The organism is Novosphingobium subterraneum (assembly GCF_000807925.1).
GTDB classification, from domain to species: domain Bacteria; phylum Pseudomonadota; class Alphaproteobacteria; order Sphingomonadales; family Sphingomonadaceae; genus Novosphingobium; species Novosphingobium subterraneum.
On record NZ_JRVC01000031.1, the window covers coordinates 21,354 to 48,054 of the forward strand.

26 protein-coding genes are annotated in these 26,701 nt (G+C 63.8%); 18 read left to right on the forward strand and 8 right to left on the reverse strand.

What is annotated here, in order from left to right; translation table 11 throughout:
- Positions 1-148: 148 nt before the first annotated feature.
- Together NJ75_RS21195 and NJ75_RS21200 are read left to right on the forward strand one after the other, a co-directional pair.
- Complete coding sequence (locus NJ75_RS21195; protein WP_039337910.1) at positions 149-1,273, forward strand: LLM class flavin-dependent oxidoreductase; 1,125 nt, start codon at positions 149-151, stop codon at positions 1,271-1,273.
- 77 nt (positions 1,274-1,350) lie between these two features.
- The gene (locus NJ75_RS21200) at positions 1,351-3,762 is read left to right on the forward strand and encodes a TonB-dependent receptor (protein ID WP_039337912.1); all 2,412 of its coding nucleotides are present in this window, start codon (positions 1,351-1,353) and stop codon (positions 3,760-3,762) included.
- Between the two features lie 93 nt (positions 3,763-3,855).
- Here the strand turns inward: NJ75_RS21200 and NJ75_RS21205 are convergent, their stop codons facing one another.
- Positions 3,856-4,287 carry a VOC family protein gene (locus NJ75_RS21205; RefSeq protein ID WP_039337913.1) on the reverse strand — a complete coding sequence of 144 codons (432 nt, stop codon included), beginning with the start codon at positions 4,285-4,287 and terminating at the stop codon, positions 3,856-3,858.
- Positions 4,288-4,752: 465 nt separating this feature from the next.
- Between NJ75_RS21205 and NJ75_RS21210 the strand changes: the two genes are divergently transcribed.
- On the forward strand, positions 4,753-5,031 hold the full coding sequence (locus NJ75_RS21210) for a hypothetical protein (RefSeq protein WP_039337949.1): 279 nt from the start codon (positions 4,753-4,755) through the stop codon (positions 5,029-5,031).
- On the opposite strand, the gene NJ75_RS21215 is transcribed toward NJ75_RS21210, so the two are convergent.
- Together NJ75_RS21215 and NJ75_RS21220 are read right to left on the reverse strand one after the other, a co-directional pair.
- Entirely contained in the window at positions 5,028-5,810 is a 783-nt protein-coding gene (locus tag NJ75_RS21215; protein ID WP_407668300.1) for a sulfite exporter TauE/SafE family protein, read from the reverse strand. The genes NJ75_RS21210 and NJ75_RS21215 overlap by 4 nt on opposite strands.
- Before the next feature lie 13 nt (positions 5,811-5,823).
- On the reverse strand, positions 5,824-6,747 hold the full coding sequence (locus NJ75_RS21220; protein WP_039337917.1) for an MBL fold metallo-hydrolase: 924 nt from the start codon (positions 6,745-6,747) through the stop codon (positions 5,824-5,826).
- Positions 6,748-6,857: 110 nt separating this feature from the next.
- Here NJ75_RS21220 and NJ75_RS21225 point away from each other — a divergent pair, with 110 nt between their 5' ends.
- The 6 genes from NJ75_RS21225 to NJ75_RS21250 all read left to right on the forward strand — a co-directional run bounded on the left by NJ75_RS21225 (position 6,858) and on the right by NJ75_RS21250 (position 13,397).
- Positions 6,858-7,163, forward strand: coding sequence for an ArsR/SmtB family transcription factor (locus NJ75_RS21225; RefSeq protein WP_039337918.1), 306 nt, complete (start codon positions 6,858-6,860; stop codon positions 7,161-7,163).
- A gap of 124 nt (positions 7,164-7,287) precedes the next feature.
- Positions 7,288-7,914 (forward strand): gluconate 2-dehydrogenase subunit 3 family protein, encoded by a 627-nt coding sequence (locus tag NJ75_RS21230; protein WP_039337919.1) that lies wholly within the window; start codon positions 7,288-7,290, stop codon positions 7,912-7,914.
- Positions 7,915-7,926: 12 nt separating this feature from the next.
- Positions 7,927-9,606, forward strand: coding sequence for a GMC oxidoreductase (locus NJ75_RS21235; protein ID WP_039337920.1), 1,680 nt, complete (start codon positions 7,927-7,929; stop codon positions 9,604-9,606).
- Positions 9,607-9,610: 4 nt separating this feature from the next.
- Positions 9,611-11,062, forward strand: coding sequence for an MFS transporter (locus tag NJ75_RS21240; protein ID WP_039337921.1), 1,452 nt, complete (start codon positions 9,611-9,613; stop codon positions 11,060-11,062).
- Between the two features lie 62 nt (positions 11,063-11,124).
- A complete protein-coding gene (locus NJ75_RS21245) occupies positions 11,125-11,712 on the forward strand; it encodes an HD domain-containing protein (RefSeq protein WP_039337950.1) in 588 nt (195 codons plus the stop codon).
- A 101-nt stretch (positions 11,713-11,813) separates the two neighbouring features.
- Positions 11,814-13,397 (forward strand): fatty acid--CoA ligase, encoded by a 1,584-nt coding sequence (locus NJ75_RS21250; protein ID WP_039337922.1) that lies wholly within the window; start codon positions 11,814-11,816, stop codon positions 13,395-13,397.
- A gap of 61 nt (positions 13,398-13,458) precedes the next feature.
- Here NJ75_RS21250 and NJ75_RS21255 read toward each other — a convergent pair whose 3' ends face one another.
- The gene (locus NJ75_RS21255) at positions 13,459-14,115 is read right to left on the reverse strand and encodes an alpha/beta hydrolase (RefSeq protein ID WP_039337923.1); all 657 of its coding nucleotides are present in this window, start codon (positions 14,113-14,115) and stop codon (positions 13,459-13,461) included.
- Between the two features lie 126 nt (positions 14,116-14,241).
- On the opposite strand from NJ75_RS21255, the gene NJ75_RS21260 reads away from it, so the two are divergent.
- From NJ75_RS21260 to NJ75_RS21285, 6 genes are all read left to right on the forward strand, one after another.
- Positions 14,242-15,297, forward strand: coding sequence for a cysteine desulfurase family protein (locus NJ75_RS21260; protein ID WP_039337924.1), 1,056 nt, complete (start codon positions 14,242-14,244; stop codon positions 15,295-15,297).
- Positions 15,294-16,376: a cysteine desulfurase family protein gene (locus tag NJ75_RS21265; protein ID WP_039337951.1), complete on the forward strand. Its 1,083-nt coding sequence runs from the start codon at positions 15,294-15,296 to the stop codon at positions 16,374-16,376. Before NJ75_RS21260 ends, NJ75_RS21265 begins: the two co-directional genes overlap by 4 nt.
- Before the next feature lie 2 nt (positions 16,377-16,378).
- Complete coding sequence (locus NJ75_RS21270) at positions 16,379-16,711, forward strand: 2Fe-2S iron-sulfur cluster-binding protein (protein WP_039337925.1); 333 nt, start codon at positions 16,379-16,381, stop codon at positions 16,709-16,711.
- A 34-nt stretch (positions 16,712-16,745) separates the two neighbouring features.
- A complete protein-coding gene (locus NJ75_RS21275; protein ID WP_039337926.1) occupies positions 16,746-17,921 on the forward strand; it encodes a mechanosensitive ion channel family protein in 1,176 nt (391 codons plus the stop codon).
- Positions 17,922-18,009: 88 nt separating this feature from the next.
- Positions 18,010-19,167, forward strand: coding sequence for an iron-containing alcohol dehydrogenase (locus NJ75_RS21280; protein WP_039337927.1), 1,158 nt, complete (start codon positions 18,010-18,012; stop codon positions 19,165-19,167).
- Positions 19,168-19,303: 136 nt separating this feature from the next.
- Entirely contained in the window at positions 19,304-21,433 is a 2,130-nt protein-coding gene (locus tag NJ75_RS21285) for a malate synthase G (protein WP_039337952.1), read from the forward strand.
- 31 nt (positions 21,434-21,464) lie between these two features.
- Here the strand turns inward: NJ75_RS21285 and rsmA are convergent, their stop codons facing one another.
- Genes rsmA through NJ75_RS21300 form a run of 3 tightly spaced genes read right to left on the reverse strand, consistent with a single transcriptional unit; the run spans position 21,465 to position 23,984 of the window.
- Positions 21,465-22,286, reverse strand: coding sequence for a 16S rRNA (adenine(1518)-N(6)/adenine(1519)-N(6))-dimethyltransferase RsmA (gene rsmA, locus NJ75_RS21290; RefSeq protein WP_039337953.1), 822 nt, complete (start codon positions 22,284-22,286; stop codon positions 21,465-21,467).
- The gene (gene pdxA / locus NJ75_RS21295) at positions 22,283-23,284 is read right to left on the reverse strand and encodes a 4-hydroxythreonine-4-phosphate dehydrogenase PdxA (protein ID WP_039337928.1); all 1,002 of its coding nucleotides are present in this window, start codon (positions 23,282-23,284) and stop codon (positions 22,283-22,285) included. The genes rsmA and pdxA overlap by 4 nt, the downstream gene beginning before the upstream one ends.
- A gap of 10 nt (positions 23,285-23,294) precedes the next feature.
- Positions 23,295-23,984 carry an HAD-IA family hydrolase gene (locus NJ75_RS21300; RefSeq protein WP_039337929.1) on the reverse strand — a complete coding sequence of 230 codons (690 nt, stop codon included), beginning with the start codon at positions 23,982-23,984 and terminating at the stop codon, positions 23,295-23,297.
- A 61-nt stretch (positions 23,985-24,045) separates the two neighbouring features.
- Here NJ75_RS21300 and glmU point away from each other — a divergent pair, with 61 nt between their 5' ends.
- On the forward strand, positions 24,046-25,407 hold the full coding sequence (gene glmU, locus NJ75_RS21305; RefSeq protein ID WP_039337954.1) for a bifunctional UDP-N-acetylglucosamine diphosphorylase/glucosamine-1-phosphate N-acetyltransferase GlmU: 1,362 nt from the start codon (positions 24,046-24,048) through the stop codon (positions 25,405-25,407).
- A 27-nt stretch (positions 25,408-25,434) separates the two neighbouring features.
- On the opposite strand, the gene NJ75_RS21310 is transcribed toward glmU, so the two are convergent.
- Positions 25,435-25,851 carry a DUF3597 domain-containing protein gene (locus tag NJ75_RS21310; protein ID WP_039337930.1) on the reverse strand — a complete coding sequence of 139 codons (417 nt, stop codon included), beginning with the start codon at positions 25,849-25,851 and terminating at the stop codon, positions 25,435-25,437.
- A 98-nt stretch (positions 25,852-25,949) separates the two neighbouring features.
- On the opposite strand from NJ75_RS21310, the gene NJ75_RS21315 reads away from it, so the two are divergent.
- Positions 25,950-26,198 (forward strand): ribbon-helix-helix protein, CopG family, encoded by a 249-nt coding sequence (locus tag NJ75_RS21315; protein ID WP_039337931.1) that lies wholly within the window; start codon positions 25,950-25,952, stop codon positions 26,196-26,198.
- A gap of 2 nt (positions 26,199-26,200) precedes the next feature.
- A complete protein-coding gene (locus tag NJ75_RS21320; RefSeq protein ID WP_039337932.1) occupies positions 26,201-26,566 on the forward strand; it encodes a type II toxin-antitoxin system VapC family toxin in 366 nt (121 codons plus the stop codon).
- Positions 26,567-26,701: the final 135 nt, after the last annotated feature.

The following is a 26,701-nucleotide window of genomic DNA, read 5'->3' on the forward strand; positions in this document are numbered from 1 at the left end:
CGCCAGTTTCGTCAAGAAACCAGGCATTTCGCATGCGGCCAGAGCACGCCGGCATCAGCTTCGAGATGAATTTTCCGGATTGACGAACCCTGCACCTATGGGCATGTAACCCACATGGCTTAATTTTAAGACACATGGGAGAGATGACATGGCGATGGACACCGGTTTGATTTTTCACCCCTACATGCGTCCCGGTCGCACCGCCCGGCAGACGTTCGAATGGGGCGTTCAGAGTGCGGTCCACTGCGACAAGATCGGCTTCAGCTCGATGATGATCTCGGAGCATGCGTCGCAGATCTGGGAGAACATCCCGAACCCCGAGCTGATCATGGCGGCTGCTGCCCTGCAGACGAACAACATCAAGTTTGCTCCGATGGCGCACATCCTCCCGCACCAGCACCCGGCGAAGCTCGCCATGATGGTCGGCTGGCTCTCGCAGATCCTTGAAGGGCGTTATTTCATGGGCATCGGCGCGGGCGCTTATCCGCTCGCCTCCTATATCCATGGCATCAAGAACGGTCAGGACACCGCGTTCCTCAACGAAATGGTCCGTGAATCGCTTTTCATCATGGAGAAGATCTGGAAGCGCGAACCGTTCTTCTACGAAGGCAAGTTCTGGAGCGCCGGCTTCCCCGAGGAAGAGCCTGCGCAGACCGAGGAAGATGAGCAGCACATGCTCGCGAACTACGCTCCTTATGGTGGCAGCTTCCCCGAATTCGCCGTCACCGGTTTCAGCTACAATTCGCCATCGATGAAGCTTGCGGGTGAGCGCAACTTCAAGCCGGTGTCGATCTTTTCTGGTATCGATGCGCTCAAGAAGCACTGGGAAACCTACTCGGAAGCCAACATCAAGGCCGGGTTCACGCCCGACCGTCAGCGCCATGCCGTTTCGCAGACCGTTTTCTGTGCTGACACCGATGCCGAGGCCAAGCGTCTCGTGATGGAAGGGCCGATCGGCTACTGCTTCGAGCGCTACCTGATCCCGATCTGGCGCCGGTTCGGCATGATGGATGGCTTTGCCAAGGATGCGGGTATCGATCCCCTCAAGGCCGACCTCGAGTTCCTCGTCGACAACGTGTTCGTGGTCGGATCGCCGGATACCATCGTCGACAAGCTCAACACCCTGTTTGCCAAGTGCGGCGGCTGGGGCACGCTCCAGGTGGAAGCGCACGACTACTACGACGACCCCTCGCCGTGGTTCAACTCGCTCGAGTTGCTCGCGAAGGAAGTGGCGCCGCGCGTCAAGCTGCCTGAAGCGCTCGCTGCAGCCTGAAACCAAAAGTGCTTGGTGCCGGCGCGCTCGCGACCGGCACCAGATTTCCAACGAGAATATAGACGGGAGAAGGGACAATGACCAATTCGCATCATGGCTATGCCGCGATCAAGAACGGGGCGCGCAATCTCCGCGGCGCAAGTCTTGCAGTAATCGCTTCGTGCTTCCTGCTGCCCTCGGTGGCTGCAGCTCAGGCAGAAACCGCCGAGCCGCAGGAAGAAGTAGCCACCCAGGACATCGTCGTCACGGCGCAGCGCCGTGAAGAGCGGCTTTCGAAGGTTCCCGTCGCGGTCGTCGCGTTCGGATCGGAAGCGCTGCAGAACCGAAATATTACCAGCGAGCAGGATATCGGAACGCTCGTCCCTGGTCTTCAGGTGAAGAATGGCCAGAACTCCAATCAGCTGAGCTACAGCATGCGCGGCCAGTCACTGGACCCGTTCTCGGGCACCAGCCCTGCGGTCCTGCCTTACCTCAATGAAGCTCCATACAATCCCGGCAACACGGCCACGGCCTTCTTCGATCTGGGGTCGATCCAGGTGCTGAAGGGGCCACAGGGTACCCTGTTCGGGCGTAACGCCACTGGCGGTGCGGTTCTCTACACCACTCCCATGCCTGGGGACAGCTTTGGCGGATACGTGACTGTCCGTGGCGCTTCACGCGACTACGGGCAAATTCAGGCTGCCGTTGACCTGCCCCTTTCTGAAGGCAAGGCTGCCCTGCGCCTCGCATTCGACGCGACGCGCGGCAACGGCTACGTCACGAACATCAACACCGGGAACACGCTGGGCGACAAGAACAGCCGCTCCGGGCGTGCAACGCTGCTGCTCACACCTACCGATACGCTGAAGAATATCACGATCGTCCAGTATGATCGCGTCAAGGGGACCGAAGGCGTCGGCGGCATCTACACGTACAATTCGGCGACGAACCCGCAGTTCGTCAGCGACGGTACAAATCACATACCTGTCAGCGGGCTGACCAACACTCTCGCCGCCATCTATGGCAACAACGATGGTCCAGCTGCTCCTGGCTTCTTCCCGGGCGGCGTTGAAGGGTACACAAGATTCACCCGTGCAAACCCCTACAAGGTCTGGCTTCAGTACGATCTCCCGCACAGTGCCGAGAACGTTTTCGTCTCGAACACGACCGAGCTTGAAATTGGTGCCGACACCAAGCTGAAGAACATCTTCAGCTACATGAATGGCAAGTCCAACACCCCTGGCAACCTCGCGGGCGGCCCGTTCGGCTCGCTTTGGCTGTTCAAGCTGGCCGGGATCAACGCAACCGGCGCACCAGGCGGCCAGACCTTCCGGTCTAAGACGTTCAGCGAAGAACTGCAGATTCAGGGCAGCCTCTTGGATGACCGCCTGAACTACACCGCAGGCGTGTTTTACTCGAACCAGAAGCGCTTTGAGATCATCCCGATCAACATCGGCGCGGACGTGGTCCCGGGCGGCATTGCGGATATCTCCTACGCCTATCGCAACCGTCAGGAATCTAAGGCGGTCTTTGCTCAGGTAAGCTACAAGGTTACCGAAGCGCTTACCGCAACGCTTGGCGGTCGCTATACTTGGGAGAATGTCGGCATCCGGCAGGCACCCGGCAACGTGTTCGGCGTCGATCCCAACTCGCCAGCCGCAGATCAGAGCAGGAAGCTTTCGGCTCCGGCATGGACCGCCAGCCTGCAGTACCAGATCGACCCGAACAACATGGTCTACTTCAACCAGCGCGGCAGCTTCCGTTCGGGCAACCTGAACGGCACGGTGGCGCCGTTCACTGATCCGCTCACCGGCCAGCCCGCCAACTTCTTCAAGAACGAGAAGGTTCACGACTTCGAACTGGGCTACAAGTTCAATGGCCGTATCGGGGGTGCCCCCGTTCAGTTCAACGTCGCGGCCTACAAGATCATCGTCAAGGACGCCCAACGCGCCCTTTACGCGCTGGTGGGTGGCGCTCCGGCAGGGTTTACGGTGAACGTGCCGCAGGCCGAGACCAAGGGCTTCGAAGTCGACGCCTTCGCCGGTCTGACCTCCTGGCTCGATGTCGGGTTCAACTTGGCCTACACCGATGCGAAGTACACCAAGCGTACCGTACCCATCCCGTTCGTCGGCAGCCTGCAAGTCGATTCCTATCCAGACGCACCGAAGTGGGCAGGATCTGCAAACATCGAGGTGAAGTTCCCGGTTCCCGCCGAGATCGGCAAGATCAGCCTGCGCGGCGACTACTACGGCCAGACCGGCTTCTTCTTCTCGAACACCAACGGCACTTCCACGCCCGGAACGCACCTCGATGGGTATTGGAATGTCGGCGCAAGGCTGAACTGGAAGGAAATCATGGGAAGCCAGGTGTCCGCAGCAGTCTTCGTCCGCAACCTTACCGACGAGACCTACTACATTTCAGGTTATGCGCTGGGTGCATCCAACGGCGTCAACACGGCATACCCGGGCGAACCCCGCACCATCGGTGCGGAAATCTCGGTCAAGTTCTGAGGTTGCACGCGACGTGGGTCCGGGGCTGCGAATGCCAGCTCCGGACCCCCGGATTCCTTCGTCAGTTCAATATGATCTGGCTTGCATGATCAGCTACCGGTTCGCTGGCGCAGCAGCTGCCACCTTCAGTTCGATCCCGTTGCCTTCTGGATCCTGCAGGTAGACCGAAACGCCAAATCCTTGTGCGCCGAAACGGGTCTTGGGCTCATCCATTTCCAAGCCGAGCTCGCGTAGGTGCTTTCCGAGCGCTTCAGGCTCGATTGCATCGACCTGGAAGCAGACATGGTCGACGTTGCGCCCGGTCCCACTCGGTGCCGCAACGCCTGATACACCCAGTGGCCCGTCAATGCTCACGATGTCGAGCAGGGCGGATCCGGCGGTGAGATGATACAATCCCAGCTCGGGCCGCTCCCACTGCATCGTGCAGCCAAGAGCGCTCACGTAGAAATCGACCAGTCGCCGCGCGTCGGCCGCTCGGATTACGACATGATCGATACCCAATAGCGTGAAGGGTGCGTTAGACATAATATAGTAAGCTTTCGCAGGACCTTTCCTGGACAAGAATGGCGCATCGGACCGTCTCTTGCGAGTTGTTTCTTTTACCTGATCGCCGAAACGGTGTGGCAGGAGTGGTCGCGGGTTGAGCAACGACTGTCATCGGGCTGGCAGCTCACTGGCGGACTTTGCCACAGAAATGCTCGAAAGTCGCCACCGCGCTCCATCCTGTGCAGCGCGACGGACATTTCCGCTCCGACTGCGAACCGCTCCTGAGCCTCGATCACGCATTCTTGCCGTACAGAAGATGAACCTCTTGGCGCGCCCATGCGAACCCGACGTAAGAAAGCCGTCGTGCCTCGCGCAGGTCGTTTGCGTTCGGACTGTTCCGCGGCAACCGGCTTTCTTCCCAATCCCTGCGCGCAGGACGAAACGCCCTGCCGGTTAGCTTTGGTGGATTGCTCCATGAACGGCAGCGCGGCACAGAGGGCGGCGATGAGCAAGCGCAAGCGCCGATACCTGACTGCGACGATGCCCGATGGTTACGTGAAGACCATCGGGCCGACGACCGACAGTTTCACGCACTACTGGCGGATCGTCGCCGAACTGGAGAACGGCAAGACCGAGGTGTTCTGGGGCCACGCCAGATCTTTGGCCGAAGCGCGCAAGAAGCGGGCTCCGGCGCAGGAGGCGGCGAAGATGCGGGGCTGGAAGAGCTTTGCCTTCGAAATTGCCGAACTGGTCGAGACGGCCGCCCCCGGATCAGAGGCCTAGCCGAACAGTGCAGCGCCGCTGCGCGCAAGCATGTAGAGCGCCACGACGACGATGAGTCCGGCAAAGAGGGTGTTGAGTGTGCCCTTGCTTGCGGCAAGCCGGGTCGAAGCCCTGGTGCCGATGAGCGATCCGGCAATGCCGCCGGCAATGAACGCAATCGCCAGGGGCCAGTCGAGCATTCCCGACGCGGCGTAGTTCAGCGCCGTGGCAAGGCCGAAGGCGCTGACTGCGACAAGCGAGGTGCCGATGGCGCGGCCGATGGGCATCGAGGTGCTGGCGACAAGGGCCGGGACGATCAGGAAGCCACCGCCGATCCCGAAGAAGCCCGAGAGCAGGCCGGTGCCTGCGCCGAAGGTGAACACGCGCGGCAGGTTGTCGCGGTTGCAGACGACGCCCTCGATCCCTTCGCTGCCGCGGCCTCGCCACATGAGGAAGGCGACGATCAGCATGAGCAAGGCAAAGAGGGCAAGCAGGCTCTGGCCGTCGAAGGCCTTGCCGATCGTCGATCCGCCGAGTGCGCCGAGCACGCCCGCCGCGGCGAACATGCCCCCGCAGCGCCAGTTGACGTTGCGCGCCCGGGCGTGGCTGGCGAGGCCCGACAGCGCGTTTGCCGCCACGGCCAGTGCGCTCGTGCCGATGGCAAGGTGCGGGCTGGCGACGCCGACGACATAGACCATGAGCGGCACGGCAAGGATCGACCCACCACCGCCGACAAGGCCGAGGACGAAACCGACGATTACCCCCGACAGGCTCGCCAGGAGATGTTGAAGATCGAAGATCACCGCCGGCCCCTTACAACAGGTCTACCGGCAGGCGCAGGTAGCGCACGCCGTTGCTGTCTGGTTCGGGCAGATGGCCTGCGCGCATGTTGACCTGGATCGACGGCAGGATGAGCTTGGGCATGCCGAGCGTGGCATCGCGCGCTTCCCTCATTGCGACGAACTCGTCCTCGCTGACGCCTTCGTGGACGTGGACGTTGGCAGTGCGTTCGGCGCCGATGGTTGTCTCCCAGACGAACTGGTCGCGGCCCGTGGCCTTGTAATCGTGGCACAGGAACACGCGCGTCTCGTCGGGCAAGGCCATGAGGCGGCGGATCGAGCGGTAGAGCGTGCGCGCGTCGCCGCCGGGAAAATCGGCGCGGGCAGTGCCGTAGTCAGGCATGAACAGCGTATCGCCGACGAACACGGCATCGCCGATGACGTAGGCGAGACACGCGGGGGTGTGGCCGGGAACGTGCAGCGCCACGGCTTCAATCTCGCCTACGCGGAAGGCGTGGCCGTCGTCCATGAGCAGGTCGAACTGGCTGCCGTCGCGGGCGAAAGCCGGGCCTTCGTTGAAGACCTTGCCGAAAACGTCCTGCACGGTGCGGATCGCTGAGCCGATGACGATCTGCCCGCCGAGCCTTTGCTTGAAATAGGGGGCGGCAGAAAGGTGATCGGCATGGGCATGGGTTTCGAGCAGCCAGTCCACCGTGAGGCCGTGGGCTTCGACGTGGGCGAGCACGCGGTCGGCAGAAGCATGGCTGGTGCGGCCCGAGGCCTGGTCGAAATCGAGCACCGGGTCGATCACAGCCGCGCGCAAGGTGGCGGGATCGTGGACGACATGGGTCGCCGTGAAGGTCGCCTCGTCGAAGAAGGTGGTGACGACGGGCACCACGGCGGAGGCGCGGGCGCCGCCGATCTGGGCGGCGGCGGTAGCAATGGCATTGTCGGACATCGGAAGACTCCTTTGTCCCTTTATATAACTTTTACCTAATATAAGGCAAGTGTAATTTAATTGGCCTTGCAGTCTTGTGCGTGGCGCAATCGGCGTTATCTGCTGAGCTTATGAAGCCTGCCAGCCTTGCCGAACTGAAGCAGAATGCCGCCGCGATGGCCGGGCGGATGCGCACGATGAGCCACCCCGAGCGCCTGCTCATGCTTTGCCGGATGGACGAGGGCGAGGTTTCTGTAACCGAGCTGGTCGAGCTGACCGGCCTGTCGCAGTCGGCGGTGTCGCAGCACCTTGCGCGCCTGCGCGACGAAGGCGTGGTCGACAGTCGCGTGGCAGCGCAGGTGCGCTTCTACAGCCTGAAGGACGAGATCGTCCGCGCGATCATTCACGCCCTTTGCGAGATCTGCGAAAAGCGCTAGATTAATCACTGATCAATAAGCTGGATCGGATGCAGGAAGAGTCTTGCGTCATCGATCCAAATTAGAGTATTCATTCTATATTGAATGCGCGCGGTGATCCGTGCGCCGGGAGAGTCTTCGGTTGATGCAGAATGATCCGCAGCGCGGCTGGAATCGCCGCGAATTCGTCAGCGCCTCTGCGCTGATCGCCCTGGCGCTTGGCGTGCCCGCCGCCGCCGTGAGCCTGACCCGACTCGAATCGGAAGAGGCGCCAAGCGATGCGCAGCGCCTCATGATGAAGGAGGTCAGCCAGTTGGTGATCCCGCGTTTGGCAACCCCCGGCGCGGGCGACGTTGGCGCAGGGGATTTTGCGATTCTCGCGCTCGCCCACGGGCTTGATGGGTCGCGTTCGCCGCTCAAGGACCCGGCGGCTTATGCCCGGTTTGCGCGCAATGACGGCTCGATACGGCACGTCGCCTGGCTCGAGAAGGAGCTCGACGGACGGACTGGCGGCAGTTTCCTCAAGGCGCCGGCGGCGCAACGCCTTGCCGCGGTGAAGGCGGTGGATGCCGAAGCCTTCGCCAGCCGCGAGAGCGAGAGCCCGTGGAAGGCCATAAAGGGTCTGATCCTGACAGGGTATTACACCAGCGAAGTCGGTGGCGCGCAGGAGCTGCGCTACGAGCCGGTGCCCGGCCGTTTCGATCCCGACCTGCCGCTTACGCCCGATTTCAGGGCGATTTCCAACGACTGGACCGCGGTCGACTTCGGATAAGGACTGACTGACATGCAATTCGACGCGATCGTGGTCGGCTCCGGTATCACCGGCGGCTGGGCGGCCAAGGAACTGACGCAGGCCGGCCTCAAGGTCCTGATGATCGAGCGTGGGCGCGAAATTGTCCACGGCGAGTACGAGACCGAGAACAAGGCCCCTTGGGAAATGCCGTTCCGTGGCCTCGGCGATGCGGCGCTCTATGCCCGCGAATACCAGGTCCAGATGAAGAACCGGCACTTCAACGAGTTCACCCAGGGGCACTTCGTCAACGACAAGGAAAACCCGTACTCGACCGGTGCGGACACCGATTTCACGTGGTTCCGCTCCTATCAGTTGGGCGGTCGCTCGCTCACCTGGGGGCGGCAGTCGTATCGCTGGTCCGATTACGATTTCGGCGCCAACAAGCGCGATGGCCATGGCACCGACTGGCCGATCCGCTATGCCGATCTGGCGCCATGGTATGACAAGGTCGAGGAATTCATCGGCGTTTCGGGCAGCCCGGAAGGCCTGCCCCAGTTGCCCGATGGCAAGTTCCAGCCCGGCATGAAGCTCAACGTGGTCGAGGAGCACGTGCGCAAGGTCGTGGCTGACAAGTTCGGCCGCTGCCTGACTATCGGTCGCACCGCGAACATGACCGTCGCCAAGCCCGAAGAGGGCCGCTCGGAATGTCAGAACCGCTCGATCTGTACGCGCGGTTGCTCGTTCGGGGCCTACTTCTCGACGCAGTCGAGCACGCTTCCGGCAGCGAAGGCCACCGGCAACCTGACCGTGGTGACCGATGCCATCGTTGAAGGCGTGGACTACGATCCGAAGACGAAGCGCGTGACTGGCGTGCGCTATGTCAACACGAAGGACGGGACGCGGGGGGCTGCCACGGCGCGACTGGTGTTCCTCAATGCAGGCGCCTTCAACTCGGTCCACCTCCTGCTCAATTCGCGCAGCGAGGCGATGCCGACTGGCCTTGGCAATTCCAGCGGCGTGCTCGGCACCCAGATCATGGATCACGCCAACACGCTTTCGACGATCGCGCTGTTCCCGCAGTTCAACGATCGCACCACGTTCGGCAACCGGCCGACCGGGGCGATCATCGCGCGCTATCGCAACATGGACGCGATGGATGGCGAGGGCCATACCCGCGGCTTCTCGTTCCAGGGCGGCGCGCTGCAGAGCAATTGGGGTGCGGGCAAGCGCGAGGCCGGAATCGGGGCGGAACTGAAGGACAAGCTGCACCAGCCCGGCATGTGGCGCATGGTGCTGGTCGCTTTTGCCGACTGCGTGCCGCGCGACAGCAACCGCCTTACTCTGGACCGGACCAGGACCGACCGCTTCGGCATTCCGCAGCTTCACGTCGATTTCGCCTTCGGCAAGGAAGAGCAGGCCGCATTGGCGCAGGCCAAGGCCGATGCCGCCGAAATGATGACCGCGGCGGGCGGCACCGTGATCATGGGCCTCGACAAGCCGGGGCCGGGCGGCACGGCGATCCACGAAATGGGCGGGGCGCGCATGGGCCTCGATCCGAAGACCTCGGTGCTCAACAAGTGGAGCCAGGCGCACGACATCCCGAACCTGTTCGTGACCGACGGCGCGCAGATGGCATCTTCGGCCTGCCAGAACCCATCGCTGACCTACATGGCGCTGACAGCGCGGGCCTGCGATGCGGCGGTGAAGATGCTCCGCGAAGGCGTGATCTGAGGAGATGGCTCAGACTATCGCCGGCATGACCGAGAGGCAGAAGAGCCTCGCCTTCTTCACGCTGATCACCGCGCTGGTGCTCGAGATCGTCGACGTCACAATCATCAACACCGCGCTCCCGGCCATGCAGGCTGACTTCGCTGCTCGCGGGCAGGACCTTGGCGGCAGCGCGGCGCAGTGGATCGCGGCGGGCTATTCGCTGGCGTTCGGCTTGCTGCTGATCCTCGGCGGGCGGCTGGGTGACCTGTTCGGCGGGCGGGCGATGTTCCTGACCGGCGTTGCAGGCTTCACGCTGGCCTCGCTGCTGTGTGGCGCGGCGGCCGATCCGCATTTCCTGATTGCTGCGCGTGTCCTGCAGGGCGCGGCGGGCGCGATCATGGCGCCGCAGGTCATGGCGGTGATCCAGATCCTCTACGATCCGGTCGAGCGCATCGGGCGGCTGGCGTGGTTCGGCGTGATCGGCGGGCTTGCCGGGATCGCCGGGCCGATTATCGGCGGGCTGCTGATCTCGGCAGACATCGCAGGTCTCGGCTGGCGCACGGTTTTCCTGATCAACCTGCCCATCGGCATCGCAGCGTTCACGGCCGGGTGGCGCTATCTGCCCCGCGAGATCGCGCACAAGGGCGCCAAGATCGACGTTATCGGCACGCTCGCGTTCGGAGCGGCGCTGGCGGCCATGCTGTTCCCGCTGGTGCGGGGCGAGCATGCCGGGCTGGATGCGGCAAGCCTCGCGCTGCTGGCGGCATCGCCGCTGCTGATGTGGGCGGCGTGGGCCGGGCTCAACCGCCGCGCCAGGGCTGGCAGACCGGTGATCTTCGATCCGGAACTGCTGCACAACGGCCTGTTCCGGACAGGCGCGCTGATCGGCCTGATCTTCTCGGCCGCGAATACCGGCTTCCTGTTCGTGTTCGCCCATGCGTTGCAATCGCGGCTCGGCTATTCGCCCCTGCAGACGGGCCTCGTCCACATCCCGTTCAGTGCTGGCGTCATGCTCGGCATGGGTTTCCTCGGGCGGCGCTACCTCGCGAAGATGGGCAAGTGGGTGCTGGTTTCTGCGGCGCTGGCTCTGGTTGTGGCTGATACAGCCACCCTTTCCTGGATCGCCTGGGGTGGACCCGGTCTGCCGCTGTTGCTCCCGGCGCTTCTGCTGGCGGGCGTGGGGATGGGTTGCCTTTCCGGCCCGGTCTCGCCGGTGGCTCTGGCGCGGGTCGACCGACGCCACGCCGGGGCTGCAAGCGGCATTCTCAAGACCGTGCTGCAGATGGGCAGCGCGTTCGGCATTGCGCTGGTCGGCAGCGCTTATTTCGCGCTGGGCGGACCGGAACTGGCGATGGGCAGCAGCGGCATCTACGCAGCGCTTGCCGTCATCCTCGTGCTGTTGGTCGGCTGCCTTGTGCTGGCGCTTTCCCTGCCAGGGCAGATATTTGCGCCTGAGGCCTCTTCCCAAGCAGCATAAACGCGATAATCTCATCCGAAACGAGATGCGCCGCCAAGGCGCACCGTGAGAGGATGATCGCCATGGACGACCTGCCTACCGCCAAGTTCCACACCATGACCGAAGGCACCCAGGAAGACTGGGACGCGATCATGACCCACATGCGGCCCTTTGCGCAGAGCGGCGGCGCGCGCGTGCTCGATCACTTGCGCCTGCTGGAGGGCGATTGCGGGGGCTTTGCGGTCGATCGGCTGACCCATTGCCTGCAGACCGCGACCCGTGCCCACCGCGACGGGCGGGACGAGGCTTACGTGGTGATGGCCCTGCTGCACGACATTGGCGACACGCTTGGTGCCTTCAACCACCCGGACGTTGCCGCTGCGATCCTCAAGCCGTTCGTTTCGGAAGAGCTGCTGTGGATCGTCCAGCACCACGGCATTTTCCAGGGCTACAACTTCTTCCACTTCATCGGCCTCGATCGCAACATGCGCGACAAGTTCGCCGATCACCCTTATGCTGCGGCGACGGCCGAGTTCATCGAGAAGTACGATTGCCCGGCGTTCGACCCGAACTATGACACCTTGCCGCTCGAGTTCTTCGAGCCGATGGTCATGCGCCTCTTCGAACGGCCTTTGAACAGCGTGTACAAGAAAGCCATGGCGGAAGCCTGAGGCGGCCAGAAGCAAGGCGATACACTCTGTCACGATTGGTGGGCTTGCACCTTGCCTTAATTGCGTGATTAACTGCGCAAAATTGCTTGGGAGAGCAACACATGGCCGACGCCGCCGTGAAGCCGACGACAGCAGAGCGCACTGCCGACCTGTTCACCTTCGACGAATTCATTCGGTTCTGGGCAGCCGATCGACCTCAAGGCCTCGCGCTCGACGGACCCGATCGGACGCTGACCTATGGCAGCCTTGATTCCACGACGGCACAGGTGGTCGCGGGCCTTGTCGACCTTGGCATCGGCAAGGGAGACCGGATTGCCTGGTTCGGCAAGAACAGCACGCTCTATTTCACGTTGTTCTTCGCTGCTGCCCGCCTCGGCGCGGTCATGGTTCCGATCGGCTGGCGTCTTGCCCCGGCAGAGGCGACGTGGATTGCCAGCGATGCTCAGGCGAAAGCCGTGTTCCTCGGGGCCGGGTTCGAAGGACTGGCTGCGACATTTTCCGCGCTCCCTGCCGTGCGCATGGCGCTGACGCAGGACGAGGCGTGGCGCTGGATCGATGCGCAGCAGCCAATCGCCCATGAGGCCGCCGGGCCAGATGATGCGGTGCTGCAGCTCTATACCTCTGGCACGACCGGCAACCCCAAGGGGGCGGTGCTTTCCAATCGCAACCTGTTCGGCTTGCGCAAGCAATCGCTCGGGCAGGATCAGCCCTATACCCAGATGACGGACGACGAAGCGATCCTGGTTGCCATGCCGTGCGCCCATATCGGCGGCACCGGCCTTGGCGTCATGGCCATGGGGGCAGGGCTGCCGGGCATCATCCTTGCCGAGTTCGAGCCGCGCGCGGTGTTCGATGCGGTGGAGCAAAAGGGCGTGACGCGCTTCTTCATCGTGCCCGCTGCACTTCAGATGCTTCTCAATCACCCCGATTGCGCCAGCGTGGACTTTGCCCGCGTGAAGTACATCATCTATGGCGCATCACCCATCCCGCTGGTCTTGCTCCGAGAATGCATCGCCATGTTCAAGGCCGAGTTCATCCAGGCCTATGGCATGACCGAGACGACCGGCACGATCTGCATGCTCCCGCCCGAGGACCACTGCGTCGAGGGAAATCAGCGCATGCGGTCTGCCGGTAAGCCCCTGCCGGGTGTCGAAGTCCGCGTGGTCGGCGAAAACGGCGAGGCGTTGGGGCCGAACGAGATTGGCGAGATCCAGACGCGATCGTCAAACAACATGCTGGGGTACTGGAACCTGCCAGAGGCCACCGCGAAGACGATGACCCCCGACGGCTGGATTGCCACCGGCGACGCCGGCTACCTTGACGAGGACGGCTACGTCTACATGCACGACCGAATCAAGGACATGATCATTTCGGGCGGCGAGAATGTCTATCCGGCGCAGGTCGAAAGCGCGATCTATGGCCATCCCGATGTGCTGGAAGTGGCGGTGATCGGCGTGCCCGATGCGACATGGGGCGAAGCCGTGAAGGCGGTGTGCGTGCCAAAGCCGGGCCACGTGATCGATCCGCAATCGATCATCGACTGGACGCGGGAGCGCTTGGCCGGGTTCAAGGTGCCCAAGTCGGTCGATGTGATCGAGGCGCTGCCGCGCAATCCTTCAGGCAAGATCCTGCGTCGCACCTTGCGTGAGCCCTACTGGGCTGGCTTCGAACGCCAGGTGAATTGACAGGGTACTGGCCGATCAGGGGGCCGGCTGGGCGGCATTCCTACCAGCCGGCTCCAATGCATCAGCGGATCGGGCAATCCGGCGAGAGGCGCATGTCGAGGTAGTTGTCGACCGCGCGCATCATGTCATCCATCTCGTTCTCGAAGAAGTGGTTGGCACGCGGGATTTCGTCGTGATGGATGGTGATGTGCTTCTGCGTGCGCAGCTTGTCGACCAGCTTCTGCACCGCGTTGGGCGTAACGACCGTATCCGCCGTGCCCTGCACGATGATGCCCGAGGCGGGGCATGGGGCAAGGAAGCTGAAATCGTACATGTTGGCGGGCGGCGCCACCGAGATGAAGCCGCGGATCTCAGGGCGGCGCATCAGCAACTGCATGCCGATCAGCGCGCCGAACGAATAGCCTGCGATCCAGGTGGTGCTGGCTTCGGGGTGGATCGACTGGACCCAATCGAGCGCGGCTGCGGCGTCGCTGAGTTCACCGATGCCGTTGTCAAAACTGCCTTGGCTGCGGCCGACGCCACGGAAGTTGAAGCGCAGCGTGGCAAAGCCGCGGGCCACGAAGGTCTTGTAGAGCGCCTGCGTGATGCGATCGTTCATCGTGCCGCCCGCCTGCGGGTGCGGGTGGAGGATCATCGCAACCGGTGCTCGGGGCCGGCTGGCGGGCTGGAAACGGCCTTCGAGGCGGCCTTCGGGGCCGGGGAAAATGACTGCGGGCATTGCCTGTCCGGTAATCCTGTGATCTGGCCCTATGCGGCACGGAATGCCGGGGCTGGGAATTAAGCTGATGGCTATATAGAAACCGAGCCTTCGAAAGCAATCTTTCCACGCATTCCGGGGCGAATCTTGCCGCTAAATCCGATCTATCTCGATCACGCCGCCACAACCCCGCTGCTGCCTGAGGCACTGGCGGCGATGGAGGAGGGCTGGCGCATCTGGGCCAACCCTTCTAGCCCCCATGCAGCGGGACGCGCGGCAAGGGCGGCGCTGGAGGATGCGCGGGCGCGGGTGAAGAAGGCGCTTGCCTGGGACGGCGAGGTGATCTTCACCAGCGGAGCAAGCGAGGCGCTGGAGATTGCCACGAAAAAAGTTTCCCCGGGGAAACATAACAGGAACATCACGAGCGCGGTAGAGCATGAGGCGGTGCTGCGGCTGACGCCAGACGCTGTTCGCCTGGCCGTCGATGCGAATGGCCTGGTCAGCATTTCCGGCCTTGAGCAGGCGCTAAAGGAGGAAGGGCCGGCGCTTCTGGCAATCCAGCAGGTCAATAGCGAAACCGGCGTGATGCAGGATCTCGCGTCGCTGGCCGCGTTGGCAAAGTCCAGCAATGCGCTGATGCTGGTCGACGCGGCGCAGGGCGCAGGCAAGCTTCCGCTGCCCGAGGCCGACATGATCGCGGTTTCGGCGCACAAGTTTGGCGGACCGGTGGGCATCGGCGCGTTGCTCGTGCGCAGTTACGGCCTGCTGCACCCCGGCGGCGGCCAGGAGCGCGGCTATCGTGCCGGGACCGAGCCGATGCCGCTGGTGCTGGGCATGGCGGCAGCGCTGGAGGCTGGAAATGCATGGCTCAAGCGCGCTTCAGGTTTGCGGGAATCGCTTGAGAGTCAAATGCTTGAAATCGGGGCGGAAATTGTCGCGAAAGATTCCCCGCGCAGCCCGACGATTGCCGCCTACCGCATGCCGGGCAAATCCAGCGCGGCGCAATTGATCCGCTTCGATGGCGCAGGGATCGCCGTTTCCGCCGGGAGCGCATGTTCGTCCGGCTCGTTGAAGGCGAGCCACGTGCTGACGGCGATGAGCTATGCCCATCCGGGCGAGGTCATCCGCGTGTCCATCGGGCGCGAGACGACCGAGGCCGAGATTGCCCGCTTTGTCGAGGTGTGGAAGGAGATCCGGGGGTGATCTACCTCGATTATCAGGCGACCACGCCGCTCGCTCCTCAAGCGCGCGAGGCAATGATGCCGTGGCTGGCGGGGCAAGAGGCCATGGGATTCGCCAATCCGCATAGCCCCCACCGTGCAGGGCGTGCCGCCGCAGCCGCGGTCGAGGTTGCGCGCGAGCAGGTGGCGGCGCTGCTCCCGCCCGGCGGGCGCGTGGTCTTCACCTCGGGCGCGACCGAGGCGATCAACCTTGCTCTGGCTGGATGTGGCCGAAAGCGGCTGGCGGTCAGCGCCATTGAACACGCGGCGGTCCTGGATACGGCGCGGGTTCTTGATCCCGCTGTGGCGGTGCTGCCGGTCGATGGTGCGGGTCTGGTCGATCCTGAGGTGGCGATTCCGGCGGGAACCGGTCTTGTCGCGGTAATGCAGGTCAACAACGAGATCGGCACGATCCAGCCGATCGAAGCGCTGGCCCGGCGGGCACGCGACATGGGCGCGCTGTTCCTGTGCGATGCGGTGCAGGGGGCGGGCAAGATCGCCGCTCCGCAAGGGGCTGACCTGATCGCGGTGTCCTCGCACAAGCTCTATGGCCCGAAAGGCATCGGCGCGCTGTGGGTGCGTGACGGGGTGGAACTTGCGCCCCTGATCCATGGCGGGGGGCAGGAGGGCGGCTTGCGTTCGGGTACGCTCTCGCCAGCGCTCTGCGCGGGCTTCGGCGCCGCGGCGGCCCTGTGCACAAGTCTGTCGGAAACCGACCGGCTTCATGTGGATAAGCTGTGGGCGAAGGCTTTGTCTCTGTTCGAGGGATGGATTCTGAACGGGAGCGCCACCGAGCGCTGGTATGGCAATCTCAACCTGCGATTGCCGGGGCTGGACGTGGCGAGACTGTTGTCGGAATGCCGCACGATCGCAATTTCAGCGGGATCGGCCTGTGCCAGCGGGTCGGGCAGGCCAAGCCATGTCTTGCGCGCGCTCGGACTTTCGGACAGGGATAGCAGAACCGCGATCCGCATCGGTTTCGGACGCTATACGGGGGATGATGAACTGGAACAGGCTGCCGAGGCGATCAACGCCGCGGCGCGCGCGCAGGGAGTCTTGTAACCATGGTCAGCGTCACCTTCGTCACCGCAAAGGGTGAAAAGATCGCCGCAGAAGGCGAAGCGGGGACGCGACTTCTGGAACTGGGGCAAGCCAAGGGCATGCCGCTTGAGGGCACCTGCGAGGGCCAGATGGCCTGCTCCACCTGCCATGTGGTCATCGATGCCGACTGGTTTGCGAAACTGCCGCCAGCGATCGACGATGAGGAGGACATGCTCGACCTGGCTGCCGGGGTGACGCGGACGAGTCGCCTGTCATGCCAGATCGAACTTACCGAGGCGCTCGACGGGCTGGTGGTGCACATACCGGCCGAAGCGCGGGACATGCAGGGGCGCTAGGGAACGGATCGGCGGACCATCGCTTGAACAAGGCATGATCGTTACTCCGAAGGCCGCCGCGCTCGCTCTTCCATCCAGCCCCGACGTTCTGATTGCCGATACGACCGGCTGGATTACCGACAACTGGTTGCGCATCTCGATCGCCATCGGCATCGCGGCTGTCGTCGTTCTGGTCCTTGTCGCCATCCGCAACCTCGGGCGCCGGTTCTGCCCCGAAGGCGAGGCGCTGGTCGGCTGGAAGACAATCATCGGCCGAATGGCAAGCCGCACGCGATTCTGGTTCATCGTGCTGGTCGCAGCGGAGGCGGTAGCCAGCTACGCGCAGACACCGGTCTGGCTGGACAAGACCATTCGCTTCCTCTTCACCGTCGGCCTCACCTTCCAGGCAGCGCTGTGGGTTCGGGAACTGACGATCGGCCTGATCGAACATCGCGCAGGTGAAGCACAACACGCCAACGGTGCGCTGAATTCGGCACTCAACATCCTGAGGGCGCTGGTGACATTCCTTGTCTTCGCCATTGCCTTCGTCCTCATCCTCGGAAACCTTGGCGTCAATGTCGCCGGGCTCGTTGCGGGCCTTGGCATCGGCGGCATTGCGATCGGTCTTGCGGCTCAAGGCATCTTCTCCGACCTGTTTGCCGGCATTTCGATCCTGTTCGACCGGCCTTTCAAGGTGGGGGAAGTGATCAGCTGGGGCGGGAATACCGGAACTGTCGAGATCATCGGCATGCGCACCACCCGTATCAGGCTGGTAAGCGGAGAACTGCTGGTGGTTTCGAACAAGAACCTGCTCGACAAGGAGATCAGCAATCTTACCGTGCGCGATCACATCCGCCTGACTTTCGCGATTGGCGTTGCCTATGAAACCCCGCCTGAAACCCTGGCGCGGATTCCGGCAATGCTGAAGGCGCTGGGCGAGGCGGAAGGCGCGAAAGTGGCCCGCTCAGGCTTCGAGGCGTTCGGAGCCAGTTCGCTTGATTTCACCCTGATCCTCGACGTGCCTGGTGCTGACTGGAACGTAGCGCATCCTTTGCGCGATCGCTTGCTGGTGGCGATCATGGAGCGCTTTGCCGCCGAAGGAATCAGCATACCCTATCCCACGCAGACGACCTTTACCGCTGCGCCCGACGGTACGTTGATCATGCCCTATCCCGATGGAGCGGTGATTCCCGTCACGGCAGAGCCGCTTGGTGATGCCCGACGGAATTGAGCGGTGACGGCCCGAACGGGTGCTTTTGCCAGCTTGCCGTCCGCCGCGATTTGCGGTCGGATAGGCAGGCTTTGGCAAGAGGACAGGTATGGCGGCGATCAATCTTCCACGGATCATCAGGGTAGGGGGCGGCGCACTGGCCGAATTGCCGGAAGCGCTTGCCCAGTGCGGGGTGTCCCGACCGTTCATCGTGACCGACGCATTCCTGGTGAGCAGCGGGATGGTGGCGACGTTGCTCGCCGTGCTCGACAAAGCCGGCATCGATGCGACCGTGTTCGCCGATACGGTGCCCGATCCGACCGTGGCGGTGGTTGAAGCTGCGCTGGAGGCTCTGCGTGCTGCCGATTGCGATTGCGTTATCGGCTTCGGCGGCGGCAGCCCGATCGATACGGCAAAGGCCATTGCCGCACTGGCGGTGGAGCCGAGGCCGGTCCAGTCGATGAAGACTCCGGCAACGACGGAGGTGCCCGGCCTGCCGATCATCGCCGTGCCGACCACGGCTGGGACCGGATCGGAGGCAACGAAGTTCACCATCGTCACCGATGAGGCCAGCAGCGAGAAAATGCTTTGCGCTGGCCTTGCTTTCCTGCCGACCGTGGCGATCGTCGATTTCGAACTGACCATGGGCAAGCCCGCGCGGCTGACAGCCGATACCGGCATCGATTCGCTTACCCATGCGATCGAGGCTTACGTCTCGAAAAAGGCCAATGCCTTCAGCGATGCCATGGCGCTTTCGGCGATGAAGCTGATCGCGCCCGCCATTCGCACTGCCTGTAACGAGCCGGGCAACCGGGCAGCGCGCGAGGCGATGATGGTGGGGGCGCATCATGCGGGGATCGCATTCTCCAACGCCAGCGTGGCGCTGGTTCATGGCATGAGCCGACCGGTGGGCGCGTTCTTTCATGTGCCGCACGGGCTTTCCAACGCCATGCTGCTGCCTGCGGTGACGGCCTTCTCCGCGCCAGCCGCGCTTGCGCGCTATGCCGATTGCGCGCGGGCGATGGGCGTCGCCGGTGCAGACGAGGGCGATCAGGCGGCGGTGGCGCGGCTGCTGGTGGAACTGGCAGCGTTGAACGCTGACCTGTCCGTGCCATCCCCGCGTTCTCACGGTATCAGCGAGGCGCGATGGTTCGAGGTGGTGCCGGAAATGGCGCGGCAGGCGCTGGCTTCGGGATCACCCGGCAACAACCCGCGCGTGCCCGATGCGGCGGAGATCGAGCGGCTCTATGCAGAGGCATTCGGCTGAGGCACGACTTTCGCATGATTGCAATGCAATGTCGGATCATGCATAGGCTTTAGCCGTTCCTCCCCAGGTTCATCGGATTCGGCTTTTCGCAAGATTTGCGGGGCGCCGCTTATGTGAGCGTATGGACATGGGTGAAATGAACGGACGTATCGAACGCAGCGGCCTGAAGGTCGACGCTAACCTCGCCAGCTTCATCGACAATGACGTGCTCGGGCCACTTGGGCTTGACGCGGGCGCATTCTGGCAGGGCTTTGCCGCGCTGGTCGGCCATTTCGCCCCGGTAAACCGCATGTTGCTGGACAAGCGCGAGGCGCTGCAGGCGCTGATCGACTCCTGGCACCACGAACGCAAGGGCAAGCCGATCGATCCTGCCGAGTATCGCGCGTTCCTGACCGAGATCGGCTATCTTGTGGCAGAGCCTGAGGATTTCGTGATCGGCACGCAAAACGTCGACCGCGAGATTGCCTGCATGGCAGGGCCGCAGCTGGTCGTGCCGGTTCTGAATGACCGGTTCGTGCTCAATGCGGCGAATGCGCGCTGGGGTAGTCTCTACGATGCCTGGTACGGCACCGACGCGCTCGATGCGGCCCCGGCCCGGCCGGGCGGCTACGACAAGGAACGCGGCGCGGCGGTGGTCCGCGCAGGCCGCGCGTTCCTTGACCTGACATTCCCGCTGGACGGCATGAGCTGGACCGAATGGGACGGGGCGAGCAGCCTGCCGTTGTGCGATGAGATGCAGTTTGCCGGCACGAAACCCGGTGGCATTCTGCTGTGCAACAACGGTATGCATGTCGAAATCGTGCTGGACCGGACGCACCCGGTGGGCATGGATGACAAGGCGGGCATTGCGGATATCGTCATGGAAGCGGCGCTGACCAGCATTGTCGACCTCGAGGATTCGGTCGCTGCAGTCGACGCCGAAGACAAGCTGCTGGCCTATCGCAACTGGCTCGGCCTGATGCGCGGCGATCTCGAGGCGAGATTCAGCAAGGGCGGCAAGACCATGACCCGCGCGCTTGAGCCGGACCGCGAGTGGACTTCGGCCAAGGGTGAGGCGATCACGCTGCCGGGGCGCAGCCTGCTGTTCGTGCGCAATGTCGGCCACCTGATGACCAATCCGGCGATCCTGCTCCAGGACGGCAGCGAGATACCGGAAGGCATCATGGACGCTGTGATCACGTCGGCGATTGGCATGCACGACCTCAAGGGCCTGGGCCGCCACCGCAACAGCCGCACCGGCAGCATCTATATCGTCAAGCCCAAGATGCACGGTCCCGAAGAGGTCGCCTTCACCAACGACCTGTTCAACGCGGTCGAGGACCTGCTCGGGCTGGAACGCCACACCGTGAAGGTCGGCGTGATGGACGAGGAGCGGCGCACGTCTGCCAATCTCGCCGCCTGCATCGAGAAGGTTCGCGACCGCATCGTGTTCATCAATACCGGCTTCCTCGACCGCACCGGCGACGAGATCCACACCTCGATGCAGGCGGGGGCGATGATCCGGAAAGGGGCCATCAAGAGATCTGGCTGGATCGCGGCTTACGAAAAGCGCAACGTCTGCATCGGGCTGGCCCACGGCCTTTCGGGCAAGGCACAGATCGGCAAGGGCATGTGGGCCGCGCCCGACATGATGCACGACATGATGCAACAGAAGATCGCGCATCCCCGCACCGGGGCGAACACGGCCTGGGTGCCTTCGCCCACGGCGGCAACGCTGCACGCGATGCACTATCATCAGGTCGATGTGTTCGGGGTTCAGCGCGACGTTGCGCAGGAAGCGACACCGGGTCTGGACGCGCTTCTCGCCATTCCGCTGGCCGATGGTGCCAACTGGTCGGAAGAGGAAGTGCGCGAGGAACTGGACAACAACGCGCAAGGCCTGCTGGGCTATGTCGTGCGCTGGATCGATCAGGGCGTCGGCTGCTCCAAGGTGCCGGACATCAATGACATCGGGCTGATGGAGGACCGCGCGACCTTGCGGATTTCCAGCCAGCACATGGCCAACTGGCTGCTGCACGGCGTGGCCACCAACGAACAAGTCATGGACAGCCTAAAGCGCATGGCAGCCAAGGTTGATGCGCAGAACGCGGGCGATCCGCTCTACGAGCCGATGGCCGGAAACTGGGAAGAAAGCTTTGCCTTCCGTGCGGCCTGCGATCTGGTGTTCAACGGGGTGGAGCAGCCCAACGGCTATACCGAGCCTTTGTTGCATGCATGGCGCCTGAAGAAGAAGGCCGCTTTGGCGAAGGTCGCCGAGCCGGCCTGAACTTGAAGGGGGCGGGCCTGCGGGTCCGCCCTTACTTCGTCAGCACGCGGGCGATGGAGACGAATTCCTCCACGCTCAACGTCTCGGCCCGGCGCTGTGCGTCGATGCCGAGCGCTTCGAGCGCGTCCAGCGCGCCGGGCAGGCCCTTCAGGGACTGGCGCAACATCTTGCGGCGCTGGCCGAAGGCGGCTTCCGTCACGCGCTCCAGCATGCGGGCGGAGACGCCTTCGGGCATCGTGCCGGGCTCGACATGGACGATCGCCGACATGACCTTGGGCGGCGGAGTGAAGGCACTGCGGTGAACCTTCATCGCTATGCGCGGGGACGCGCGCCACTGTGCCAGTACGGCAAGGCGGCCATAGGCATCCGTGCCGGGCGCGGCGACGATGCGCTCTGCCACTTCCAGCTGGAACATCAGCGTCAACGATTTCCACTGCGGCGGCCAGTCTTGCCCGGATAGCCAGCCGGTGAACAGCTGCGTGCCGACGTTGTAGGGCAGGTTCGCCGCGACGTGCCACGGACCTTCAAACAGCGTTGCCGGATCGATCCTTGTGGCATCGCCCTGAATCACGGTCAGCTGGCCGGGAAAGGCATCGGACAGTTCGGCAAGCGCAGGCATGCAGCGCTTGTCCATTTCGATCGCGGTGACGTTTGCGCCTGCACGCAGCAGGGCGCGGGTCAGGCCGCCGGGGCCGGGACCGACTTCGAGAACATTCTCGCCCTTGAGCTTGCCCGGGACGCGCGCGATGCGATCGAGCAACTGCTCGTCGAACAGGAAGTTCTGGCCGAGCGCCTTGGTGGCGAAGAGGCCGTGGCGATTGATGACGTCGCGTAGAGGGGGGAGGTCGGTCATGCCGAAGCCCTCCGCGCGGCACATTCGCCCGCCATGCGCAGCGCTGCGATAGTGGGGCCGACGCGCGCCTTGCCGGTGCCGGCGATGGCGAAGGCGGTGCCGTGATCGGGCGAGGTGCGGATGATCGGCAGGCCGAGCGTCACGTTCACGCCAGCATCGAAATCCAGCGCCTTCATCGGGATCAGCGCCTGATCGTGGTACATGCAGATGGCCACGTCATAGCTCTCGCGCGCTTCGGCGTGGAACATGGTATCCGGCGGGAGCGGTCCGAAGGCGTTGATCCCGGCGTCACGGAGCAAGGCCACGGCGGGAGCGACAACCTGCGTGTCCTCATGGCCCATGCGCCCGTCCTCGCCCGCGTGGGGGTTTAGCCCGGCGACCGCGAGGCGCGGGGCGGTGAGGCCGTAGTCGCGCGTCAGGGCCGCAGCGGTGATCGCGGCGCGGGTGCGGATCAGTTCGGCGGTGAGCATGTCGGGCACCAGCCGCAGCGCCACATGGACGGTGATCGGCACGACCTTGAGGCTTGGCCCGGCGAGCATCATCACCGCGTTCTCGGCCGTCACGCCGCAGGCTTGCGCCACGAATTCAGTCTGCCCCGGGTGATCGAAACCGACCCTTGCCAAGCGGCTCTTGGCGATGGGGCCAGTGACCAGCGCCGATGCCGCGCCTGAACGGACGAGGCCGGTGGCAGTGGCAAGCGCATTCAGGGCAAGGCTGGCGCCCGCGTCGTCAGGCTCGCCCGGAGTGTAGCGCAGATCGGCAAGGTCCAGCACCGGCAGCGCGCCGTCAAAGCATTCCGCCACTTCATCGGGCGCCTTGACCGTGCAGACCAGCGCCGAGATGCCACGCCGTCGCGCCGCTTCCTCGACAACGCGGGCCGAGCCGACGACGAAGAACGGGGGCAAGCCTTCGCTATCGCGCAACGCCCACGCGGCGGCGGCAAGTTCCGGGCCGACGCCTGCCGGATCGCCGATGGTAAGGGCTAGGGGAGCGGTCATCCGGGAAAGCCTAGACGCTCTGCGCAACGCTGGCGAGACGCTCCAGCGTCGGCACCAGCTCATCGTAATGATCGATTACGGCATCGGCGCCAAGCTCGTCAGCCGGAAGGTCGTTAAAGCCGAAGCGGACGGCGACGACCGGCATTTGCGCGGCCTTGGCGGCGCCCACGTCGAAGGTGGTATCGCCGACGAAAGCTGCAGGGCCTCCGCCACAGCGCGCGACCATTTCGTGCAGCATGTCGGGCTTGGGCTTCGACCGATGGCGACCCAGCGTATCGCCGCCGATCACGCAGGCGAAGCGGTGGAGCAGGCCCAGTTCCTCGAACAGCCTGACCGCCAGGTCTTCAGCCTTGTTGGTGGCGATGGCGATCTTCACGCCGCGCGCGTCGAGTTCGTCCATCATCGCTGCGCCACCGGGAAAAAGTTCGGTGTGGTGGGCGATGTTGTGGCCGTAGAATTCGATCAGGCTCGCCTGCAGGCCGGGGAAGGCGTCCTCGTCCACCCCGCCCGATTCCGTCAGCGCCGAACGCAGCATCTGCGCCGCGCCGCCGCCGATGTGGCGCTTCGTCTCCTCCAGCGGCACAGGTGGCCTGCCTGCGAGAGCCAGCGCGTGATTGAGCGCGACGCCGAGATCGCGGCTGGTATCGAGCAGCGTGCCGTCGAGATCGAATCCGACGATTGCATAAGGAAAATCCGCCATGGTGCGCCCAAGTGGCGCGCTGTTCTGGAAAGCGCAAGATTTGTCTGGCAAGGGTGCGGCCATGACTGAACAGACCCCCCTCGCCATTATCGTCCTCGCCGCCGGAAAAGGCACCCGCATGAAGAGCGACCTGCACAAGGTGCTGCATCCGATCGCGGGCAGGCCGATGGTAGGGCACCTGATGGCGAGCGCTGCGGAGCTCTCGCCGCAGCGTCAGGTGGTGGTGGCAGGGCACGGGCGCGAGCAGCTGGAAAAGGCGCTCGGCGGATCTGCGACGATTGCCGTGCAGGACCCGCAGCTGGGCACCGCGCACGCCGTGCAGCAGGCCGAGGGCGCGCTCGCCGGTTTTGAGGGCGATGTGCTGATTCTCTATGGCGACGTGCCGTTTGTGCGCGCCGAAACGATGCGGGCGATGATCGCGCGATTGCATGAAAATGATGCGCCAGCCGCGGTCGTGCTGGGCTTCGCGCCCGCCGATACCCTGCAATACGGACGCGTGATTGCTGAAGATGGGCGGATCGTGAAGATGGTCGAGCACAAGGACGCGACCGACGAGGAGCGTGCCTGCCGCGTGTGCAATTCGGGCCTCATGGCGGTGCGCAGCGCGGACCTGTTCGGCCTGCTCGCCCGCGTCGGCAACGACAATGCCCAAGGCGAATACTACCTGCCCGACGTGGTCAACATCGCGATTGCCGATGGGCGGACTTGTGCCGTGATCGTCACCGACGATGCCGATGAAGTGGCCGGGATCAACAGCCGCGCGGAGCTTGCCGAAGCCGAAGGCCGCTGGCAGCTGCGCCGCCGGGCGCAGGCCATGGCCGATGGCGCAACGCTGATCGCGCCCGAAACCGTGTGGTTTTCGTGGGACACCGTGCTTGGCCGCGATGTGACGGTAGAGCCCAACGTGTTCTTCGGCCCCGGCGTGACCGTGGCCGATGGCGTGACGATCCACGCCTTTTGCCATCTCGAAGGCGCGACGCTCTCGCCCGGCGTCCACATCGGTCCCTATGCCCGCCTGCGGCCTGGTGCGAAGCTGGAGGAGGACGTCAAGGTCGGCAACTTCGTCGAGGTCAAGAACACGGTCATGCACCGCGGCGCCAAGGCCAGCCACCTCACCTACCTCGGCGATGCCGAAGTGGGTGCCGAGGCGAACATCGGCGCAGGCACGATCACCTGCAACTATGACGGCTACTTCAAGTACAAGACCACTATCGGCGAGCGTGCCTTCATCGGCTCGAACTCGGCGCTGATCGCCCCCGTGAAGATCGGCGCGGACGCCATCGTCGCGGCAGGCAGCGCAGTGTCACGCGACGTGGCCGATGGCGAGCTGCGGATGGTGCGGGCCGAACAGCTGGTGAAACCGGGCTGGGCCGACCGCTTCCACGATGCGATGAAGAAGAAGAAGGCCGAAAAGCGGGGGTAAGGGACGCACCCTTACCCTCACGCACATTCAATCCAGCATCGCCGCCGGCACCTTGCCGCCGTTCTGCGCCAGCTTGCGCATGGTTGCCTTGTGCAGCCAGATGTTCATTTCGGCCGAACCGTCGAGGGCGCCGGTGTAGCCCAGTTCCTGGGCGAGTTCCTTGCGGTTGGCAAGGCTGGAATCGATGCCGAGCAGCTTCATCAGGTCGACGATCGAGCTGCGCCAGTTGAGGTCCTTGCCCTGCGCCATTTCGGCAAGATTGGCTTCGACGTCAAACTGCGAAACGGGGGCTGCGGTTGCCGTTGGTGCGGGCGCCGGCGCCGGCGTCGATGGCGAAGGGGCAGCAGGGGTTGCGGTGGGCGCGGGTTTTGGCGTCTGGCCGGTCTGGGTCGGGCGCGTGCCCTTCCACGAGATGGCGTCCATAATCTTGCTGAAAATGCTCATCGGGTGCTCCTGCGATGGGTTTCCACAGGCAACCGGCGAGGGCAGGGATGCGTTCCTCAGGACTTGACGATAGCACGATATCATATCATGATATCACAATGACTCGTATCCTCGCCGATATCCCGGATGAAGACATTGCCGCGCTTGATGCGCGTGCCAGCGAACAGGGCAAGTCGCGGGCCGCGCTCGTGCGCGAGGCGGTGAAGCTTTTTCTCGTGCAGAGCGATACGAGCAACGACTGGATTGACCGCTATGCCGGGTTGTGGGCCCATCGCACCGATATCGGCGACAGCGTCGAATATCAGCGCGCCATGCGCGAGGATCGCCGACCTTACGAAGACATCTGACCGTGTCGGCACCGTTTTTCGACACCAACATCGTGATCGACTGGCTGCGGCGGATGCCCCATGCCACGCAGGAGATCGCGCGATATCGCAGCCACCGCATCAGCAGGATCGTGTGGACCGAAGTGATGGCCGGTGAAGCACTGGAAAGGCGCGATCTGGTGCGTGAAGCCTTGAGCCATTTCGATTGCGTGGAAATCGATGCGCGGATCGCCACTGCAGCAGCCGATATCCGCTATCGCAGCCGGATGAAGCTGATGGATGCCTATATCCTGGCTACTGCACAGGTTAACGGGGCCATTCTGATTACACGAAATACCAAGGATTTTCCGGCAACCATGCCCGGCATCCGCGTGCCCTATACGCTCTAAGCGCCACAACACTCTAAACGAAAGCCCATCCCCAAATGTGCGGAATCATCGGAATCGTCGGCAAGGAACAGGTGGCAGACCGGCTGGTCGATGGCCTGCGGCGGATGGAATATCGCGGCTATGACTCGGCGGGCA

Excerpts from the sequence above, each read along its gene's own strand:
- NJ75_RS21195 (WP_039337910.1), top strand. The coding sequence starts at position 149 with ATGGCGATGGACACCGGTTTGATTTTTCACCCCTACATGCGTCCCGGT.
- NJ75_RS21200 (WP_039337912.1), top strand. The coding sequence starts at position 1,351 with ATGACCAATTCGCATCATGGCTATGCCGCGATCAAGAACGGGGCGCGC.
- NJ75_RS21205 (WP_039337913.1), bottom strand. The coding sequence starts at position 4,287 with ATGTCTAACGCACCCTTCACGCTATTGGGTATCGATCATGTCGTAATC.
- NJ75_RS21210 (WP_039337949.1), top strand. The coding sequence starts at position 4,753 with ATGAGCAAGCGCAAGCGCCGATACCTGACTGCGACGATGCCCGATGGT.
- NJ75_RS21220 (WP_039337917.1), bottom strand. The coding sequence starts at position 6,747 with ATGTCCGACAATGCCATTGCTACCGCCGCCGCCCAGATCGGCGGCGCC.
- NJ75_RS21225 (WP_039337918.1), top strand. The coding sequence starts at position 6,858 with ATGAAGCCTGCCAGCCTTGCCGAACTGAAGCAGAATGCCGCCGCGATG.
- NJ75_RS21230 (WP_039337919.1), top strand. The coding sequence starts at position 7,288 with ATGCAGAATGATCCGCAGCGCGGCTGGAATCGCCGCGAATTCGTCAGC.
- NJ75_RS21235 (WP_039337920.1), top strand. The coding sequence starts at position 7,927 with ATGCAATTCGACGCGATCGTGGTCGGCTCCGGTATCACCGGCGGCTGG.
- NJ75_RS21240 (WP_039337921.1), top strand. The coding sequence starts at position 9,611 with ATGGCTCAGACTATCGCCGGCATGACCGAGAGGCAGAAGAGCCTCGCC.
- NJ75_RS21245 (WP_039337950.1), top strand. The coding sequence starts at position 11,125 with ATGGACGACCTGCCTACCGCCAAGTTCCACACCATGACCGAAGGCACC.
- NJ75_RS21250 (WP_039337922.1), top strand. The coding sequence starts at position 11,814 with ATGGCCGACGCCGCCGTGAAGCCGACGACAGCAGAGCGCACTGCCGAC.
- NJ75_RS21255 (WP_039337923.1), bottom strand. The coding sequence starts at position 14,115 with ATGCCCGCAGTCATTTTCCCCGGCCCCGAAGGCCGCCTCGAAGGCCGT.
- NJ75_RS21270 (WP_039337925.1), top strand. The coding sequence starts at position 16,379 with ATGGTCAGCGTCACCTTCGTCACCGCAAAGGGTGAAAAGATCGCCGCA.
- NJ75_RS21275 (WP_039337926.1), top strand. The coding sequence starts at position 16,746 with ATGATCGTTACTCCGAAGGCCGCCGCGCTCGCTCTTCCATCCAGCCCC.
- NJ75_RS21280 (WP_039337927.1), top strand. The coding sequence starts at position 18,010 with ATGGCGGCGATCAATCTTCCACGGATCATCAGGGTAGGGGGCGGCGCA.
- NJ75_RS21285 (WP_039337952.1), top strand. The coding sequence starts at position 19,304 with ATGAACGGACGTATCGAACGCAGCGGCCTGAAGGTCGACGCTAACCTC.
- rsmA (WP_039337953.1), bottom strand. The coding sequence starts at position 22,286 with ATGACCGACCTCCCCCCTCTACGCGACGTCATCAATCGCCACGGCCTC.
- pdxA (WP_039337928.1), bottom strand. The coding sequence starts at position 23,284 with ATGACCGCTCCCCTAGCCCTTACCATCGGCGATCCGGCAGGCGTCGGC.
- NJ75_RS21300 (WP_039337929.1), bottom strand. The coding sequence starts at position 23,984 with ATGGCGGATTTTCCTTATGCAATCGTCGGATTCGATCTCGACGGCACG.
- glmU (WP_039337954.1), top strand. The coding sequence starts at position 24,046 with ATGACTGAACAGACCCCCCTCGCCATTATCGTCCTCGCCGCCGGAAAA.
- NJ75_RS21310 (WP_039337930.1), bottom strand. The coding sequence starts at position 25,851 with ATGAGCATTTTCAGCAAGATTATGGACGCCATCTCGTGGAAGGGCACG.
- NJ75_RS21315 (WP_039337931.1), top strand. The coding sequence starts at position 25,950 with ATGACTCGTATCCTCGCCGATATCCCGGATGAAGACATTGCCGCGCTT.